Source organism: Micromonospora sp. NBRC 110038 (genome assembly GCF_020884815.1).
Taxonomy (GTDB): domain Bacteria; phylum Actinomycetota; class Actinomycetes; order Mycobacteriales; family Micromonosporaceae; genus Micromonospora; species Micromonospora haikouensis.
In genome coordinates this window covers 18,021-35,315 of record NZ_BBOL01000003.1, presented here as the reverse complement: position 1 = coordinate 35,315, position 17,295 = coordinate 18,021, and the positions used below count along the sequence as shown (strand labels likewise).

Sequence of the window (17,295 nt, the reverse complement as noted above, 5' to 3'; positions counted from 1 at the left end):
CGCGCCCGCTCAGCGACGCGCGGAGGAGGAACCGCGTCGCAAGGGTGGCTGGCTCCGGGACACGACACGCCGACGCGACTGCACCACGACCGGCCAACGTTCGGTGTGAGAACGGGCGGCCGGTCAGGCCCACTCCACCGCCGGCGGGAGCCCGACGAACGCCGCGTACGCCGCCAGCGCCGCGTCCACCCGCTCCCGGGTGGCGGCGTCGAGGTCGACCAGCGGGCGCACCGCCACCTTGACCTTCGTCTTGCCCAGCGTCCGCTTCCAGGTGCCGGCCACCCGGCCGCCGCGCACCACCGTCGACTGGAACACCCCGTTGCCGCCGGGGATGATCGCCTGCTTGTGCTCCGGGGCGACCATCAGCGACCGGTCCTTGAAGCCCAGCAGGTATTCGTCGAAGCCGGGCAGGGCGTGCACGTCGTCGACCGGGGTGCGGGGCGCGTCGAGCAGGGCCGCGTCGGCCACCGCCTCGACGCCGTCGACCGTCACGCTGGTGAGCGCGTCACCGGCGGCGGCGATGCCCCGCTTCGCGTCGGTGGCGGTCAGGCCCGTCCAGCCGGCGAAGTCCTGCCGGGTGGTGGGGCCGTGGCTGCGGAAGTAGCGCAGGGCGAGGATGCCGAGGGCCTCGTCGCGGTCGGGGCGGTGCGGGTCGGGCACCCACTCGTCGAGCAGCGCGAACGTCTGCTCCGTGCCGACGTGCGGGGCGATGCAGGTGACGCCCTTCTGGGCCGCGTACCACAACAGGTGGTAGCCGCGCTGGCCGGTGGTGTCGATGCCGGCCGCGTTGAGGGTGGCCTGGCACTGCGACCGGGTCATCCGTGTCCCGCCGGCCAGCGCCTCGCCGAGCACGTCGGCGGCCCGGTCGGCCTCCGCCAGGCTGAGCCCGAGGACCGCCCGGCGGGGCCCGGCGGCGGCCAGGGTGCGCACGCCGGTGACGTCCAGCATCCAGCGGGCGTCGCGGGAGGGCACGAGGTGCACGGTGCCCCGCATCGGCCAGGTGCGCAGCGCCTCCCGCCGCTCCAGGGCCTCCTGCACGTCGGCCTGCGTCCAGCCGGGCAGCCGCAGGCCGAGCGACCACAGGCCGCTCGCCGCGTCCTGCGCCTGCATCGCGCCGAACCACTCGACGACCCCGGCCACGTCCTTGGGGCGGGCCGTGGGGTGGGGGCGCAGCAGCAGGGCGGTCATCCGCAGCGCGAGCGCCTCCGCGCCGGTCAGCTCAGCCGCGCCAACCGGTGCTTTCGCGCCGGGAGCCTGCCGCCGCCCGCCGCCCGCCGGTTCCCCCGCGCCGCCCGCCTGCTGCCGCACACCGCCCGCCGGTTTCCGCACACCTCTCGTCGCCACGTCTCACGCCGCCTTCCGTCCACCTCGACGGTCAGCATAGAACCGGTCACCGACACCCGCCGGACACGCGACCGGGCGGGCGGATCACCAGGGATCCACCCGCCCGGGGTCACGCCGTCCGGCAAAGGGTCACCGCCGGGGCGTCACGTCAGCGGCGGGAACGGGCCGACTGCGGGACGTCCGCCTCCACCTGCTCGCGGCGCAGCCGCTCGTCGACGGGCTGGTCCTCGACGACCTCGTCCTTGGTCAGCCGGACCCGCTCGACGGGGACCTGTTCCTTGCTGACCACCGGGTGCTCGGCGCGCAGCCGCAGCTCCTGCTGCTCGTCGCCGATCTCGGACCGCGCCCGCCGGTCGCCCGGTGCGATCGGCTCGCGCTCGACGCGCACCTCGTCGTGCTCGACGGGGACGGTGGTGTGCACGTCCTCGTCGACGACGTGCTTGCGTAGCCGCGCGGTTCCGGCCGGCTCGCTCTCGGTGCCCACCAGCAGCCGCTCCTCGGAGCGGGTCAGCTCCGGCCCCCGCGGGTAGCCGGCGGCCTGCTGGCGCGGCGGGGCCGGCGGGGTGGGCGGCTGAAGCTGGTAGTGCGCGTAGAGCTGGGTGAGCTGCTGGGCGTCCAGCGGCTCGTCGGTGCCCGACTCGACGCTGGGCGCGCCGCGCACGGTCGCCTTGTCGTACGGCAGGCTCAGCTTGTCCTGCTGCATCCGGGCCGACTGGAGCGGGGCCATCGACTCGTGGTGGCCCATCACCCCGGTGGCGACGCTGACCCAGGTCGGCTCGCCGGCGGCGTCGGCCCACACCTGGCCCACGCTGCCGATCTTCGCACCCGAGCGGTCCTGGACGTCCTGCCCGTACAGCGAGCGGATCTGCTGCTCGGTCAGTCGCATTGGCTCGTCCTTCCTCTCGTGGGTCACGACGTGGCTACCCGAGCCGCTCCGGAAGCATTCCGCGGCCCGGCCGTGGATAGGAGCGCCGGCGGCGGCCCGCGCGGGCGGCGCAGGGGTTCCGGCTAGGGTGGGCCTCGTGCTCCGTCAGGTCACCGGAATCCGGTACGTCACCCCGCTGCGCGAGGGCGGCTCGCTGCCCGGTGTGGTCGAGGCCGACGACCTGGGCACGTACGTGGCGAAGTTCTCCGGCGCGGGGCAGGGGCCGAAGGCGCTGGTCGCCGAGGTGATCTGCGGTGAGCTGGCCCGCCGGCTCGGGCTCGCGGTGCCCCGACTGGTGGTGCTGGACATCGACCCGGTCATCGGCCGGGCCGAGCCCGACCAGGAGGTGCAGGAGCTGCTGCGCGGCAGCGGCGGGCCGAACCTGGGGATGGACTTCCTGCCCGGCGCGCTGGGCTACGACCCGGTGGCGCACCCGGTCGACCCCGCCCTGGCCTCCCGGGTGCTCTGGTTCGACGCGTTCACCGAGAACGTCGACCGCAGCTGGCGCAACCCCAACCTGCTGATCTGGCACCGCGAGCTGTGGCTGATCGACCACGGCGCCTGCCTCTACTTCCACCACAACTGGCCGCGCGCCGAGGCGGCCGTGCGCCGGGCGTACCGGGCCGACGACCACGTGCTCGCCCCCTACGCGAGCCGGCTGGCCGAGGCCGACGCCGACCTCGCGCCCCGGGTCACCCCCGGGCTGCTCGCCGAGGTGCTGGCGCTGGTGCCGGACGCCTGGCTGGCCGGGCCCGACTTCGACTCCGCCGACGCGGCCCGCGCCGCGTACGCCGACCACCTCGCCCGCCGGGTGGCGCGCACCGCCGACTGGCTGCCGCAGGGGAGCGCCGCGTGAGAGAACCCTTCGAGTACGCGGTGATCCGGCTGGTGCCCCGGGTCGAGCGCGGCGAACGGATCAACGTCGGGGTGATCCTCTACTGCCAGGGGCGGGACTTCCTCGCGGCGCGTACCCATCTCGACGCCGACCGGGTCCGGGCGCTCGCGCCGGACGTGGACCTCGCCGAGGTGGCGGCGGCGCTGGGCTCCTGGGACCGGACGTGCGTCGGCGAGGGCCCGTCGGGGCGGATGCGGCGGGGCGAGCGGTTCCGCTGGCTGGCGGCCCCGCGCAGCACGATGATCCAGACCGGGCCGGTGCACACCGGGCTGACCGTCGACCCGGCGGCGGAACTCGACCGGCTGCTGGACGCCCTGGTCCGCTGACCACCCGGGCCCTTGGTCCGCGGGCGCGTCGGCCTGTTCCGCCGGACACGTCGGCCCCCTGATCGCGCTACGCCGGCCTCGTTGCCGACGGAGCGCGATCCCCCGTTCAGGTCGACCGGCACACCGGCGGCGGCACGGGCCGCCGGAGCCGGTGCGATCAGGATGGCGCTCGGCGGCCCGGCCGGGGCCGACCGGCCGTGGAACTTGCGCAAAACTTGAGCGAGCCGCCGCGGGCGGGGTCAGCCCCGCCGGGGCTGCGGGACGCGCACCGAGGCCATGCCGGCGGCGGTGGCGGCCTGGATGCCCAGGTCGGCGTCCTCGAAGACCAGGCAGGCCGCCGGCGGCACGCCCAGCAGCCGGGCGGCGAGCAGGAACGCCTCCGGGTCGGGCTTGGGCCGGGCGTAGTCGCCGGCGCAGACGAACGTGTCGAACCGGTCGAGGATGCCGAGCGCGCCGAGGGACGCCGTGACCGACTCCCGCGTGCTGCCGGAGACCACCGCGAAGGGCACCCGCCCGTGGGCGTCGTGGATGTGCCGCAGCACCCCGGGCACGCCGGTCGCCGTCGGCAGGAGCTCCTGGTAGAGCGCCTCCCGGCGGGCGGCGACGGCCTCCACCGGCATCGCCAGGCCGTGCCGGTCGTTGAGGTCGGCGACGATGTCGGCCACCGGCCGCCCGGCCCAGGCGTAGAAGAGGTCCTCGGGCAGGTCGCAGCCCCACTCGCCGAGGGCCCGCCGCCACGCCGTGTGGTGCTGGGGCATCGAGTCGACGATGGTGCCGTCGCAGTCGAACAGGTACGCCTGGAACTCGCCGTCGGGCAGGGGCAGGATCACCGCACCAGGCTATCGCCCGGCGGACCCGGGCGGTCCACCACGTTCACCGGTCGACGTTTGACGCCGCAAGCAACGGGTAGTCGCGGGAGCTGACCGGAGAACGAGGAGGACCCGATGGAGGGCCAGATCAAGGTCGCGGTGATCTACTACAGCGCGACCGGCATCACCTATCAGATGGCGCAGTCCGCGTGCGAGGCCGCCGGCGAGGCCGGCGCGGAGGTCCGGCTGCGCAAGGTGCGCGAGCTGGCACCCGACGAGGCGATCCGGTCCAACTCGGGCTGGCAGGCGCACCGCCTCGAAACCCAGGACGTCATGGAGGCCGAGCCGGACGACCTGTCCTGGGCCGACGTGGTGATCCTCGGGTCGCCCACCCGCTACGGCATGGTCGCCGCCCAGCTCAAGCAGTTCATCGACACCACCGGCCCGCTGTGGGCGCGCGGCGCGCTGGCGAACAAGGTCTACTCGGCGTTCACCTCGACGGCCACCTCGCACGGCGGGCAGGAGTCGACGCTGCTGTCGCTGCTCACCGTCTTCTACCACTGGGGCGGCGTCGTCGTCACCCCCGGCTACACCGACCCGAGCCAGTTCGTTGCCGGCAACCCGTACGGTGCCTCGCACACCAGCAACAACGGGGAGGTCCCGCCGGACCACGTGGCGCTGGCGGCCACCGCGCTGACCGCGAAGCGGGCGGTGCAGATCGGCGCGGCGCTGAAGCGGGGCCTGGCCGCCGGCTGACCTCCGGCGGCCGGCGCGCTCCTCACCCCTCGGCGCGGGCCACGGCCGGGGACCGGCCCGGCGGCACCGACAGCAGGTGGCCCAGCAGATCGGCCAGGACCGCCAGGCCGTCGCGGCTGAGCACCGACTCGGGGTGGAACTGCACCCCGGCGAAGCCGGGCCCGCGCAGCGCGTGCACCGCGCGGTCGACCGGGTCGCGGGCCAGCTCCACCGGCCCGTACGCGCTGGCGACCCGGTCGGCGGCGGCGACGGCCGTGAACGTGGAGTAGAACCCCACCCGGCGGCTCGTGCCGAACACGCTGACGTCGCGCTGCAACCCCTGGTACGGCGCATCGCGCCGGTGCAGCGGCAGCCCGAGCAGCCCGGCCAGCAGCTGGTGGCTCAGGCACACCGCGAGGGTCGGCGCGCCGGCCGCGAGCCGCCGGGCGAGCAGCCCGCGCAGGGCGGCCATCTTCGGCTGGTCCACGGCCCTCGGGTCGCCCGGGCCGGGGCCGGCGACCACCAGGTCGTACGCGTCGTCGCCGGCCGGCCGGTGCCAGGGCGTCACCTCGACGGCCAGCCCGAGGGCGCGCAGCTGGTGGGCGAGCATCCCGGTGAAGGTGTCCTCCCCGTCGACGATCAGCGCCCGCCGGCCGGCCAGCCCGGGCAGGGCCACCGCCCCCGGCGGGCGCTGGTCCAGCCAGAACCGGGCCAGCGGGGCGTTGCGGGCGGCCAGCGCGGCGCGTACCTGCGGGTCGTCGGCGAGCCGGGGCGCCGGGCCCGGCCCCGGGTCGGGGGCGTCCGGGCGCAACCCGAGGGCGGCCAGCACCCCGGCCGCCTTGGCGTGCGTCTCGGCCACCTCCCCGTCGGGCGTGGAGTGGCGCACCAGGGTCGCCCCGACCGGCACCCGCAGCTCCCCGTCGGGGGAGATCTCCGCCGTGCGGATCAGGATCGGCGCGTCCAGGGTCTGCCGGCCGGCCTCGTCGCGGCCCAGCAGGGCCAGCACCCCGGCGTAGTAGCGCCGCCCGGTGCGCTCGTGCCGGGCGATGACCCGGCAGGCGTTCTCCATCGGGCTGCCGGTGACCGTCGGGGCGAACATCGTCTCCCGCAGCACGTCCCGCACGTCGAGGCAGCTCTGCCCGGCGAGCAGGTACTCGGTGTGCGCCAAGTGGGACATCTCCTTGAGGTACGGGCCGACGACCTGCCCGCCGCGCTCGGCGACGGTGGCCATCATCTTCAGCTCCTCGTCGAGCACCATGTACAGCTCGTCGACCTCCTTCGGGTCGGTGAGGAAGCGCAGCAGCGACGCGGTGTCGGCCGTGCCGCCGTGCCGGAAGGTGCCGCTGATCGGGTTCATCATGACCAGGCCGTCGTCGACGCTGACGTGCCGCTCGGGGCTCGCCCCGACCAGGGTCCGGGTGCCGGTGTGCACCACGAACGTCCAGTACGCGCCCCGCTCGCGCAGCAGCAGCCGGCGCAGCGCGGCCAGGGCCGCGACCAGCGGGGAGCCCTGCACGGTGGCACGCATGGTGCGGTGGACGACGAAGTTCGCCCCCTCGCCCCGGCCGATCTCCTCGGCCAGCACCCGGGCGACGGTGTCGGCGTACTCGGTGTCGGCGATGTCGAACCCGGCGTCGGTGGTCACCACCGGCGCGTCGGGCAGGGCGGCGAGGACGTCGGCCAGGGGTAACCGCTCGTGCCCGGCGACCTGGAGGCACTCCAGCGGGGTCCCGTCGTCGACGCAGGCGAACCCGCGCTCGGTGACCTGCCGGTACGGCACCAGCGCCAGGGTGCGCGGTCCGGCCGGGCCGTCGGGCAGCGGGACGTCGGCGAGCCGGTCGACGGCGCGTACGGTGCCGGTGAACAGCTCCAGGTGGTCGGCGCCCTCGCGGCGGACGAGCGCGAAAGGGCCGGGGTCGACGCCGTCGGCGACGGCGGCGAGCAGGTCGTGCGGGCGGGTCATCGGGTTCTCCTGTGGTGGCCGGGCGGCGCCGCCGGTGGCGGCCCCGGGCCGGAAGGAGAACCGGCGGCCGCCTCGTGGGGCGGCCGCGTGGGAAGCTACGCGCGGGGGTGGGCCGCCGGGTCGGCGGGCCACCAGCAGGTCAGGTGCGCGGGCATGCCGTCACCCTACGCGCGCCGCCGCCGCCGGGGAACCCGATCCCGGGGTACGGGACCGGCCGCAGGCCACCGGCGACGACGTCGACCGCCGCGCTGACCCGGTGCCCGCCCGGTACGGTGAGCCACGATGAACATCCTCGCCCTCGACCTGGGCACCTCCTCGGTGCGCGGCCTCGTGCTGGACCCGGAGGCCGTGCCGCGTCCCGGTGCCCTCGCCCGCCGGAAGGTGCGCGTCACCGTCGACGACGACGGCGCGGGCACCCTGGACGCCCCGACCTACCTGGCCTGCCTCGCCGAGTGCCTCGACGAGCTGGCCGCCGGCGGGCACCTGCGCGACGTCGGACTGGTCGCCACCAGCGCCCAGTGGCACTCGGTGCTGCCGGTCGACCGGGCCGGCGAGCCACTGGGGCCGGTGCTCACCTGGCTCGACACCCGCCCCGAGCCCCCGGCGGGCGCGACCGGCCCGGCCGACGGGGCCGCGTTCCACCGGCGCACCGGCACCTGGTGGCACCGCTGCTACTGGTCGGTGCGGCTGCCGTGGCTGCGTGGGCGCGCCTCGACCCCGCCCGCCCGGTTCCTCGGCCTCGCCGAGTACGTGCTGGGCGGCCTGCTCGACGCCGCCCCGATGTCGGTCTCGCAGGCCTCCGGCACCGGCCTGCTCGACCTGCGCACCCTCACCTGGGACGCCGAGGCGTGCGAGCTGGCCGCCGCCGGCCCGGGGCAGCTTCCCGAGCTGGCTGGCGACGGCTGGCGGGGGCGGCTGCGCCCCGAGCACGCCCGCCGCTGGCCGCAGCTCGCCGAGGCGGCCTGGGCGGCGCCGGTGGGCGACGGGGCCGCCTCGAACGTCGGCTCCGGCGCGGTGGACCCGGGCCGGGCGGCGGTGACGGTCGGCACCTCGTCGGCCGTCCGGCTGGTCCAGGCGGTGCCGGCCGGGGCGGAACTGCCGCCGCTGCCCGACCGGCTGTGGCGCTACCGGGTCGACCACGACCACGTGGTCACCGGGGCCGCGTACTCCTCCGGGGGGAACCTGTTCGCCTGGGCGGACCGGGAGCTGCGGCTGCCCCGGGGCGCCGCGCTGGACGCCGCGCTGGCCCGGATCCCCCGGGGCGGTGGCGTCGCGGCGGACCCGCACTTCGGGGGCGACCGGCCGCCCGGTCACGCGCCGGCCGGCTCGGGCGGGCTGGGCGGGCTGAGCTTCGGCACCGACGCGGTCGACATCCTCGCCGGCCTGATGTCCGGGGTCTGCCGGCTGGTCGCGGCCGACCTCGTCGAGCTGGAGTCCACCGTGGGCGGCCCCGTCGAGGTGGTGCTGGGCGGCGGGGCGGTGGAGGCCTCCGCGTGGTGGCGGGAGTCGTTCGCCGACGTCCTCGCGCCCCGCCGCGTGTACCACCACCCCGACCCGGAGGTCGGCGCGACGGGCGCGGCCCGGGTGGCGCTGGGCCGGCTGGACGCGGCGGTGCCACTCGTGGCCATCGGCCGGACGGATGAGCCGCCCTCACCGACCCCGTCAGGACAGCGCCACCCTCGGTATCCTTCCTGAGGCCCGCCTCAGGTCAGCCCGTTGACACCGCCGTCGGGACTGGTTGGATGGACCCCGCTGTCCGGTGCGGCGGACGCGAGGGACCTAGGAGGCAGGTGTGGGCGCAGGTCCCGACCCGGCGCGAAACGGGGTGTCGAACCACCGTAGGCGCCGGTTCGACGTCCGCGTCGTGCCGCACCGCCGCCGATCGCCCCTGCGGCTGCGGGACTGGCGGATGGGCACCAAGCTCGCCACCGTCCTCGTCATCCCCTCCGTGGCGTTCCTGGTGCTGGCCGGCGTGCAGACCCAGGGCCTCGTCGGGCGCACCACCGAACTGAGCGACTTCGCCCGCCAGGTGGGCATCGGACGCCAGATCACCGACGTGGTGCACCAGCTCCAGCAGGAACGCGACCGCACCGCCGGCGAGCTGGCCGAGCTGCGCCGCAGCGGGGGCGGCGGTGCCGCCCGGGACGCCGCGATCGCCGCGCTGAAGCCGTTGCAGTCCAGCACCGACGCCGCCGTGCAGGAGCTGCGCCGGGCGGCCGGCCCGCTGGCCGACGCCGACGCCGCCTGGCAGGTGGCCTACTCGGCGGCGCTGGAGGCGTACGACCAGGTCGTCTACATCCGCGCGGCGGTGCCCCCGGCGGTGCTGGCCAGCGACACGATCCTCAGCAACTACCACCGGGCCGTCTCCGCCCTGCTGAACCTGCTCGCCCAGCCCTCGCCGGGGGAGGGCCGGCGGGCGCTCAACGAGGCGGTGCTGCGCTACGTCCAGCTCGCCCGGGTCAAGGAACTCTCCTCCCGGGTCCGCGCGGAGCTGTACGCCGCCGCCCGCGCCGGCCGGTACGGGGTGGAGGACCAGGTCGAGCTGACCGACCTGCGGGCGCAGCAGCTCACCGCCCTCGGCGCGTTCCGGGTCGCCGCCACCACCGAGCAGATCCGCCGCTACGACGCCGTCTCCGTCGACCCGGCGTTCACCGCCGCCGCGAAGCTGGAGGAGCAGAGCCTGCCCAGCGGCGGCGCGGAGCCGAAAGTGCTGCCCGCCCCGCAGTGGTGGGCGGCCAGCGAGCAGCGCCAGGAGCTGCTGCGACAACTGGAGGCCAGCGTCGTCGACGACGCGGTGGGCCGGGCCGACGAGGCCAGCGCCGGCCAGCTGCGCACCACCCTGCTGGTGGCCGGCGGGATCGTCGCGGTGCTGCTGGTGGCCCTGCTGATCTCGGTGCTGGTCGGGCGGACCATCGCCCGGTCGATGCGGCTGCTGCGCGGCCAGGCGCTGCGGATCGCCCAGATCGAGCTGCCCGACGCCCTCGACCGGCTCCGCCAGGTCACCGGCGGGGTGCCCGAGATCGAGGTGCCGGCGGCGGTCGTCCGCTCCCTCGACGAGGTCGGCGAGTTGGCCGAGGCGTTCGTCGCGGTGCACCGCAGCGCCGTCAGCGTCGCCGTGGAGCAGGCCACCATGCGCCGCAACGTCAACCTGATGTTCGTCAACCTCGCCCGGCGCAGCCAGGTCCTGGTGGAGCGGCAGCTGGAGCTGCTCGACGGCCTGGAACGGGAGGAGAGCGACCCCGACCAGCTGGAGAACCTGTTCAAGCTCGACCACCTCGCCGCCCGCATGCGCCGCAACGACGAGAGTCTGCTGGTGCTCGCCGGCAGCGAGTCGACCCGGCGGTGGAACCGTCCGGTGGCGCTGGGCGCGGTGCTGCTGGCCGCCAGCGCCGAGATCGAGCAGTACCAGCGGGTCCGCCACGAGCAGGTCGCCGACCTGCACGTCGTCGGGCACGTCATCGGCGACCTGGTGCACCTGTTCGCCGAGCTGCTGGAGAACGCCACCACGTTCTCCCGGCCGGACACCGCCGTGCTGGTCACCGCCCGGCCCGAGGGGCACGGCGCGGTGGTGGAGATCGTCGACCGGGGGCTGGGCATGGGCCCGGCCGCGCTCGCCGAGGCGAACGAGGTGCTGGCGACCCCGCCGGCGGCCGACGTGGCGGCGTCCGAGCGGATGGGCCTGTTCGTGGTCAGCCACCTGGCCGCCCGGCACGCGGTGGTCGTCCGCCTGCACTCCGCCCCCGACGGCCTCGTGGCCCGGGTGGGCATCCCGGCCCCCCTGCTCACCCCGGCCCCGCCGATGGTGGAGCTGGACCCGCCCGTGTCGCCACGGATGCTGACCACCACCCTGACCAACCTGCCCCGGGTGACCGCGCCCCTGGCAGACGACCCGGCCCCGGTGGCGGGCGGTCGGCCGCCGGGCGTCGCCGCCCAGGGCCCGGCTCGGCCGCCGGGCGTCGCCGTGCCGCCGGACCCGGCGGAACAGCCGGTGGCGGGCCGCCGGCCGCGCAGCGTCACCGTGCCCCGGCCCGGACGGCCGGTGCCGGTGCGGGCGGAGGACGTGCTCACCCCGGCCGCCGGCCCGGTCGCCCCCGCCGGGGGCGGCTGGTGGTCGCGGCAGGGCCCGGCGGCCGGCGCGGCGACGCCCGATGCCGCACCGCCCACGGTGCCGGTGACCGGGGGCGTCAACGAGCGCGGCCTGCCGGTCCGGGTGCCGATGGCCCAGCTCGCCGCCGTGACGCAGCCGGCCCGGCCGCAGGAGCCCGCTCCCCTGCACGACCCGGACCCGGAGGCCGTGGGCGGCATGCTGACGCGGCTCTACAGCGGCGTACGGCGGGCCGAGGCCGAGGAGACCACCGAGATTTTCCTGCCGCCGGCCGGCGGGCGCACCGAAGGGGGACATCAGTGATGACGTTGAGCCAGGAGGCACGGGACGTGAGCTGGCTGGTCAGCGCGTTCGCGCAACGGGTGCCCGGGGTGGCGCACGCCATCGTGGTCTCCTCGGACGGGCTGCTGGTCGCCGTCTCCGACCACCTGCCGCGCGACCACGCCGACAAGCTGGCCGCCGTGACCTCGGGGGTGATGAGCATCACCGCCGGCGCGGCGCAGATGTTCGACGGCGACATCGTCAAGCAGACCGTCGTGGAGATGGGCCGCGGCTACTTCCTGGTGATGCAGGTGCGCGACGGCTCGATCCTGGCCACGCTGGCCGCCGGGGACGCCGACATCGGCGTGGTTGGCTACGAGATGGCACGGCTGGCCAAGCAGGCCGGCGAGATGCTCACCCCGGCGCTACGCGCCGAACTCCAGCAGGCGCTGCCCCCGCTGGGCTGAGCGGCGCGACCGGGCGGGCCGGCGCCGGTTCGCCGCGACCCGGGGAACACCCGCCGGGCGGTGCGGAGCGACCGTGCCCGCCCGGCGGGGAGTTCCCGGCTAAAGGCCGTTGGCCCGGATCACCTCGCGGTACCACAGCGCGCTGCGCTTGGGCACCCGGCGCTGGGTGGCGTAGTCCACGTAGACCAGGCCCCAGCGCTGGTCGTACCCCTCCGCCCACTCGAAGTTGTCCAGCAGCGACCAGACGTGGTAGCTCTCCAGCGGCACCCCGTCGGTGACGGCGCGGTGCGCGGCGGCCATGTGGTCGCGCAGGAAGCTGATCCGGCCCGAGTCGTCGACGGTCCCGTCGGGGGAGAGGGTGTCCGCCTGCGGCAGGCCGTTCTCCGTGACGGTCAGCGGGATGGGGCCGTAGTCGCGGGTCACCCGGGTCAGGATGTCGTACATGCCGTCGGGGTAGATCTGCTGCCAGTCCGCCTGGGAGGTGGGCCAGCGGGTGACCGTGTCGCCGGTGGCGGTCAGGTAGTACGGGGTGTAGTACTGCACGGCGAGCAGGTCGATCGGCGCGGAGATGGTCTTCAGGTCGCCGTCGCGGATGCCGCGCGCCATCCGGCTGCCGGGCCCGAGGTCGGCCAGCACGTCCGCCGGGTAGCTGCCCTTGAGGATCGAGTCGAGGTAGAGCCGGTTCTCGTAGCCGTCGTAGAGGTGGCTGGCGCTGGCCGCCTCGGCGCTGTCGTCGGCCGGGTAGCAGGGGTGCAGGTTGAGGGCGGGGCCGATCCGGGCGGTGCTGTCGGTGGCCCGCAGCGTCTCCACGGCCAGCCCGTGCGCCAGCTGGAGGTGGTGGGCGACCAGGTAGGCCGCCTGCGGGTCCTGGAAGCCGGGGGCGTGGTGGCCGTGGAGGTAGCCGTTCTGCACCACGGTCTTCGGCTCGTTGATGGTCAGCCAGACCGGGACCCGGTCGCCGAGGCCGCGGAAGAGCACCTCGGCGTACTCGGCGAACCGGTAGGCGGTGTCGCGGTTCTCCCAGCCGCCGGCGTCCTGCAACGTCTGGGGCAGGTCCCAGTGGAACAGGGTGGCCATCGGCGAGATGCCGCGCTCGTGCAGGCCGTCGACGAGGCGACGGTAGAAGTCGAGACCCCGCTGGTTGGGTGTGCCGGTGCCGTCGGGCTGGATGCGCGGCCAGGAGATGGAGAACCGGTAGCTGCGCAGCCCCAGGTCGCGCATCAGGTCGAGGTCGTCGGCGTAGCGGTGGTAGTGGTCGGCGGCGATGTCGCCGGTGTCGCCGTTGCGGGTCCGGCCGGGGGTGCGACTGAAGGTGTCCCAGACCGACTCGCCCCGGCCGTCCTCCTTGGTCGCGCCCTCCACCTGGTACGCCGAGGTGGCCGCGCCCCAGCCGAAACCGGTCGGGAAGCGCAGGTCGCCCCGGGGCCCGCCGGTGGGGTCGGTGTCGGGGTCGGTGCCGGCGTCGCATCCGGTGGCCAGGCCGCCGGAGACGGCGGCGGTGGCGGCCGTGCCGCCCACGCGCAGGCCGGCGCCGGTGGCCCCGGCGGTGGCGGAGAGTGCGGCGCGGCTGAGTAGCCGCCGCCGGGTGAGCATCGACATGGGGCCTTCTCCTCGTGATGGGTGCCCACCGCCGCACGGCCGGGAGCGCTCCCAGCATAAGGCAGGCGGGGGCGGCCGAGCCCGCCTGTGGCGGGTCGGCTCTGTTGTGCGGGCTGGTCCGGCGCGTGGCCGGTCGCGCGAATGCGCTGGTGGGAGGCGATGTCGGGGCGTCGGTCGTGGCTGCGAGACGCCCGCCGGCTACGCCCATAGCGAGCGAGGCCGGCCGGGTGGCGTGACACGCCTGACCCGTCGGCCTCTTTTCCCATGGTGTCGGGGGGTTTAGTGTGGGGACGGGGGAGGGCAACCCCCGTCCCCACCTTTGTTTGCACACACGCACGAGCGGAATTGGCGTCCTGTCGTGCGTGTCGCGCGGGAGCCGGGCCACGCGAGTGGCTCTGGTTCCACCTCCCTCCATTGCCGGTGGGTGGTGGCTGGCGGCGGCGTCCGGGCTGGCCCGCCGTCAGCCTTCGGGCAATGTGCCGGGGACGTCGCGGGCACGACGCTCCCGGTCAACACCTTCTGTGACCTCCGTCGATGGAAGCGCTCCCATCGGCGATGCAGCGACTGTAACGCCCGTCACCGGTTTGTGAAAGCCCCAAAACGAGATCGAAACAAGTAGCTGCTCGTTCGTGGACTCTTCTTGTCGTGGGAGCGCTTCCATGCAAGACTGTCGAACACTGCGACGAGGAGCCAGCTCGCGTGAGTGCGGGTCGCCGAGGGCATCCGGTCATCCGGACGGCACCCCCAGGAGGGCCGCGGCGCGGTCGACCAGCGTCGACGCACCGCACCCGAAACCCCGACCGGGCCGGATCGACCACCATTCCCGAGCGCCTCCGTCCCCCCGTGCCCCTGCGCGCGTGGAGGCGCCCCGCCGGGGCCCCGCGGCCCCGGCCTGGTCCGAGGAGACACCGCGCACATGAGACTCATGGCAAGACGTCGCCGGACGGCGATGCTCGCCGCCACCACGCTGGTCATCGGCGGCATCGCCCTGCCGGCCGGCGCCGCGCAGGCCGCTCCGGCCTGCGACGTGGTCTACGCCACCAACGACTGGGGCAGCGGCTTCACCGGCAACGTCACCATCAAGAACCTGGGCGACGCGGTCAGCAGCTGGACGCTCAAGTGGACCTTCCCCAACAGCAGTCAGCGGGTGGTCCAGGGCTGGTCGGCCAAGTGGAGCCAGACCGGCAGCGAGGTGACCGCGACCAACGAGTCGTACAACGGCAGCCTCGGCACCGGGGCGTCGACCACCATCGGCTTCAACGGCAGCTACTCCGGCAGCAACCCGAAGCCCACGGCGTTCACCCTCAACGGCACCCCCTGCAACGGCACCCCGGCCAACAAGCCGCCGACGGTCTCCCTCGGCGTGCCGAGCGGGCCGTTCGAGGCGCCGGCGGACGTGCCGCTGACCGCCACGGCCAGCGACCCGGACGGGACGATCAGCAAGGTCGAGTTCTACCGCAACGGCCTGCTGGTCAACACCGACACCACCGCCCCGTACGGCTACACGCTGGAGGACCTGCCGGCCGGCAGCTACACCGTCCAGGCCAAGGCCTACGACAACGCCAACGGCATCGGCGTCGACGAGAAGGCGTTCACCGTCAGCGCGGCCTCCGGCCCCCGCCTGGTGGCCACCCCGTCCGCGGTCAGCGTGAGCGAGGGCGGCACCGCCACGTTCAACCTCAAGCTCAGCGCGGCCCCGACGGCCAGCGTCCCGGTGACCCTGACCCGCAGCGGTGACACCGACATCACCGTCACGCCGGCCTCGGCGACCCTCACCACGGCGAACTGGAACACCGGCGTCACCGTGACCGTGGCGGCGGCGGAGGACTCCGACACCGTCGGCGGCACCGCCACCGTCACCGCCTCCGGCACCGGCCTGGCCCCCCTGGCGATCACCGTCACCGAGGTCGACAACGACGTTCCGGGCGGGGACAACGCCTACGTCAAGAAGTTCCTCGACCAGTACGGCAAGATCAAGAACTCGGGCTACTTCAGCCCCGAGGGCGTGCCGTACCACTCGATCGAGACCCTGATCGTCGAGGCGCCCGACCACGGCCACGAGACCACCTCCGAGGCGTTCAGCTACTGGCTGTGGCTGGAGGCCTACTACGGCCGGGTGACCCAGAACTGGGCCCCGTTCAACAACGCGTGGACGGTGATGGAGAAGTACATCATCCCCACGCACGCCGACCAGCCCACCGCGGGCTCCGCCGGCACCCCGCAGTACGCCGCGGAGTACAACCTGCCCAGCCAGTACCCGTCGGCGCTGAACCCGAACATCTCGGTCGGCCAGGACCCGCTGCGCTCGGAGCTGCAGAGCACCTACGGCACCGGCGACATCTACGGCATGCACTGGCTGATGGACGTCGACAACACCTACGGCTTCGGCCGCTGCGGTGACGGCACCACCAAGCCGGCGTACATCAACACCTTCCAGCGGGGCACGCAGGAGTCGGTGTGGGAGACCATCCCGCAGCCGTCCTGCGACACCTTCAAGCACGGCGGGCAGTACGGCTACCTCGACCTGTTCGTCAAGGACACCGGCGCCCCCGCCAAGCAGTGGAAGTACACCAACGCCCCGGACGCCGACGCCCGCGCCGTGCAGGCCGCGTACTGGGCGCTGACCTGGGCCAAGGCGCAGGGCAAGCAGGCCGACGTCGCCGCCACCGTGGCCAAGGCCGCCAAGATGGGCGACTACCTGCGGTACGCGATGTACGACAAGTACTTCAAGAAGATCGGCAACTGCGTCGGGGCCAGCACCTGCCCCGCCGGCAGCGGCAAGGACTCGGCGCACTACCTGCTGTCCTGGTACTACGCCTGGGGCGGCGCGTACGACACCAGCCAGAACTGGTCGTGGCGGATCGGCTCCAGCCACAGCCACTTCGGTTACCAGAACCCGTTCGCGGCCTGGGCGATGACCAACGTCAACGAGCTGAAGCCGAAGTCTCCGACCGCGGTCGGCGACTGGCAGAAGAGCCTCGACCGGCAGCTGGAGTTCTACACCTGGCTCCAGTCCGCCGAGGGCGGCATCGCCGGTGGCGCCACCAACAGCTGGGACGGCAACTACGGCACCCCGCCGGCCGGCACCGCCACCTTCTACGGCATGTTCTACGACGTAGACCCGGTCTACAACGACCCGCCGTCGAACCAGTGGTTCGGCATGCAGGTCTGGTCGATGCAGCGCATCGCCGAGCTGTACCTGGAGACCGGCAACACCAAGGCCAAGGCGCTGCTCGACAAGTGGGTGCCGTGGGCGATCGCGAACACCACGCTGGGCACCAACTGGTCGGTCCCGTCCGAGCTGAAGTGGACGGGCCAGCCCGCCAACTGGAACCCGAGCAGCCCGGCGGCCAACACCGGCCTGCACGTCGAGGTCTCCTCCACGGGCCAGGACGTCGGCGTCACCGGCTCCCTCGCCCGGACCCTGATCGCGTACGCGGCGAAGTCCGGCAACACGGCGGCCAAGACCACCGGTAAGGGCCTGCTCGACGCCCTGTCCGCCTCCGCCGACAGCAAGGGTGTCTCGACGACGGAGAAGCGCGGCGACTACAAGCGCTTCGACGACGTCTACAACGCCGCCGACGGCCAGGGTCTCTACGTGCCCCCGGGCTGGACCGGGAAGATGCCCAACGGCGACGCCATCGCCGCCGGCAAGAGCTTCCTGGACATCCGGTCGTTCTACAAGAACGACCCGGACTGGCCGAAGGTGCAGGCGTACCTCGACGGCGGCCCCGAGCCGACGTTCAACTACCACCGGTTCTGGGCCCAGTCGGACATCGCCATGGCGTACGCCGACTACGGGATGCTGTTCCCGAACGGGTGACCCAACCCCTCCGGGTGGGCGGCGCGGCCCGTCCACCCGGAGC

Annotated in this window: 12 protein-coding genes; 7 read left to right on the top strand and 5 right to left on the bottom strand. The window is 74.4% G+C overall.

Annotated features, from left to right (window positions below):
- Positions 1-123: 123 nt before the first annotated feature.
- Positions 124-1,188, bottom strand: coding sequence for a winged helix DNA-binding domain-containing protein (locus LPU61_RS11875; RefSeq protein ID WP_229405275.1), 1,065 nt, complete (start codon positions 1,186-1,188; stop codon positions 124-126).
- 304 nt (positions 1,189-1,492) lie between these two features.
- On the bottom strand, positions 1,493-2,230 hold the full coding sequence (locus LPU61_RS11870; protein WP_229404946.1) for a YsnF/AvaK domain-containing protein: 738 nt from the start codon (positions 2,228-2,230) through the stop codon (positions 1,493-1,495).
- A 136-nt stretch (positions 2,231-2,366) separates the two neighbouring features.
- On the opposite strand from LPU61_RS11870, the gene LPU61_RS11865 reads away from it, so the two are divergent.
- Positions 2,367-3,125 carry a HipA family kinase gene (locus tag LPU61_RS11865; protein WP_043969357.1) on the top strand — a complete coding sequence of 253 codons (759 nt, stop codon included), beginning with the start codon at positions 2,367-2,369 and terminating at the stop codon, positions 3,123-3,125.
- Positions 3,122-3,490, top strand: coding sequence for a DUF3037 domain-containing protein (locus LPU61_RS11860; RefSeq protein WP_077939270.1), 369 nt, complete (start codon positions 3,122-3,124; stop codon positions 3,488-3,490). Before LPU61_RS11865 ends, LPU61_RS11860 begins: the two co-directional genes overlap by 4 nt.
- A 239-nt stretch (positions 3,491-3,729) precedes the next feature.
- Here LPU61_RS11860 and LPU61_RS11855 read toward each other — a convergent pair whose 3' ends face one another.
- Positions 3,730-4,320 carry an HAD family phosphatase gene (locus LPU61_RS11855; RefSeq protein ID WP_077939271.1) on the bottom strand — a complete coding sequence of 197 codons (591 nt, stop codon included), beginning with the start codon at positions 4,318-4,320 and terminating at the stop codon, positions 3,730-3,732.
- Between the two features lie 114 nt (positions 4,321-4,434).
- Between LPU61_RS11855 and wrbA the strand changes: the two genes are divergently transcribed.
- Positions 4,435-5,055, top strand: coding sequence for an NAD(P)H:quinone oxidoreductase (gene wrbA / locus LPU61_RS11850; RefSeq protein ID WP_077939272.1), 621 nt, complete (start codon positions 4,435-4,437; stop codon positions 5,053-5,055).
- 22 nt (positions 5,056-5,077) lie between these two features.
- Here wrbA and LPU61_RS11845 read toward each other — a convergent pair whose 3' ends face one another.
- On the bottom strand, positions 5,078-6,997 hold the full coding sequence (locus LPU61_RS11845; protein ID WP_229404945.1) for a chorismate-binding protein: 1,920 nt from the start codon (positions 6,995-6,997) through the stop codon (positions 5,078-5,080).
- A 282-nt stretch (positions 6,998-7,279) separates the two neighbouring features.
- Between LPU61_RS11845 and LPU61_RS11840 the strand changes: the two genes are divergently transcribed.
- The 3 genes from LPU61_RS11840 (at position 7,280) to LPU61_RS11830 (ending at position 11,830) form a co-directional block, all read left to right on the top strand.
- Positions 7,280-8,692, top strand: a complete 1,413-nt coding sequence (locus LPU61_RS11840) for an FGGY family carbohydrate kinase (protein ID WP_229404944.1) — start codon at positions 7,280-7,282, stop codon at positions 8,690-8,692.
- A gap of 97 nt (positions 8,693-8,789) precedes the next feature.
- The gene (locus LPU61_RS11835) at positions 8,790-11,405 is read left to right on the top strand and encodes a nitrate- and nitrite sensing domain-containing protein (protein WP_229404943.1); all 2,616 of its coding nucleotides are present in this window, start codon (positions 8,790-8,792) and stop codon (positions 11,403-11,405) included.
- A 5-nt stretch (positions 11,406-11,410) separates the two neighbouring features.
- The gene (locus tag LPU61_RS11830) at positions 11,411-11,830 is read left to right on the top strand and encodes a roadblock/LC7 domain-containing protein (RefSeq protein WP_198956689.1); all 420 of its coding nucleotides are present in this window, start codon (positions 11,411-11,413) and stop codon (positions 11,828-11,830) included.
- Positions 11,831-11,929: 99 nt separating this feature from the next.
- Here LPU61_RS11830 and LPU61_RS11825 read toward each other — a convergent pair whose 3' ends face one another.
- Positions 11,930-13,429 carry a GH1 family beta-glucosidase gene (locus tag LPU61_RS11825; protein WP_043967726.1) on the bottom strand — a complete coding sequence of 500 codons (1,500 nt, stop codon included), beginning with the start codon at positions 13,427-13,429 and terminating at the stop codon, positions 11,930-11,932.
- Between the two features lie 925 nt (positions 13,430-14,354).
- Here LPU61_RS11825 and LPU61_RS11820 point away from each other — a divergent pair.
- Positions 14,355-17,252 carry a glycoside hydrolase family 48 protein gene (locus tag LPU61_RS11820; protein WP_199486205.1) on the top strand — a complete coding sequence of 966 codons (2,898 nt, stop codon included), beginning with the start codon at positions 14,355-14,357 and terminating at the stop codon, positions 17,250-17,252.
- The last annotated feature ends 43 nt before the right edge of the window (positions 17,253-17,295 follow it).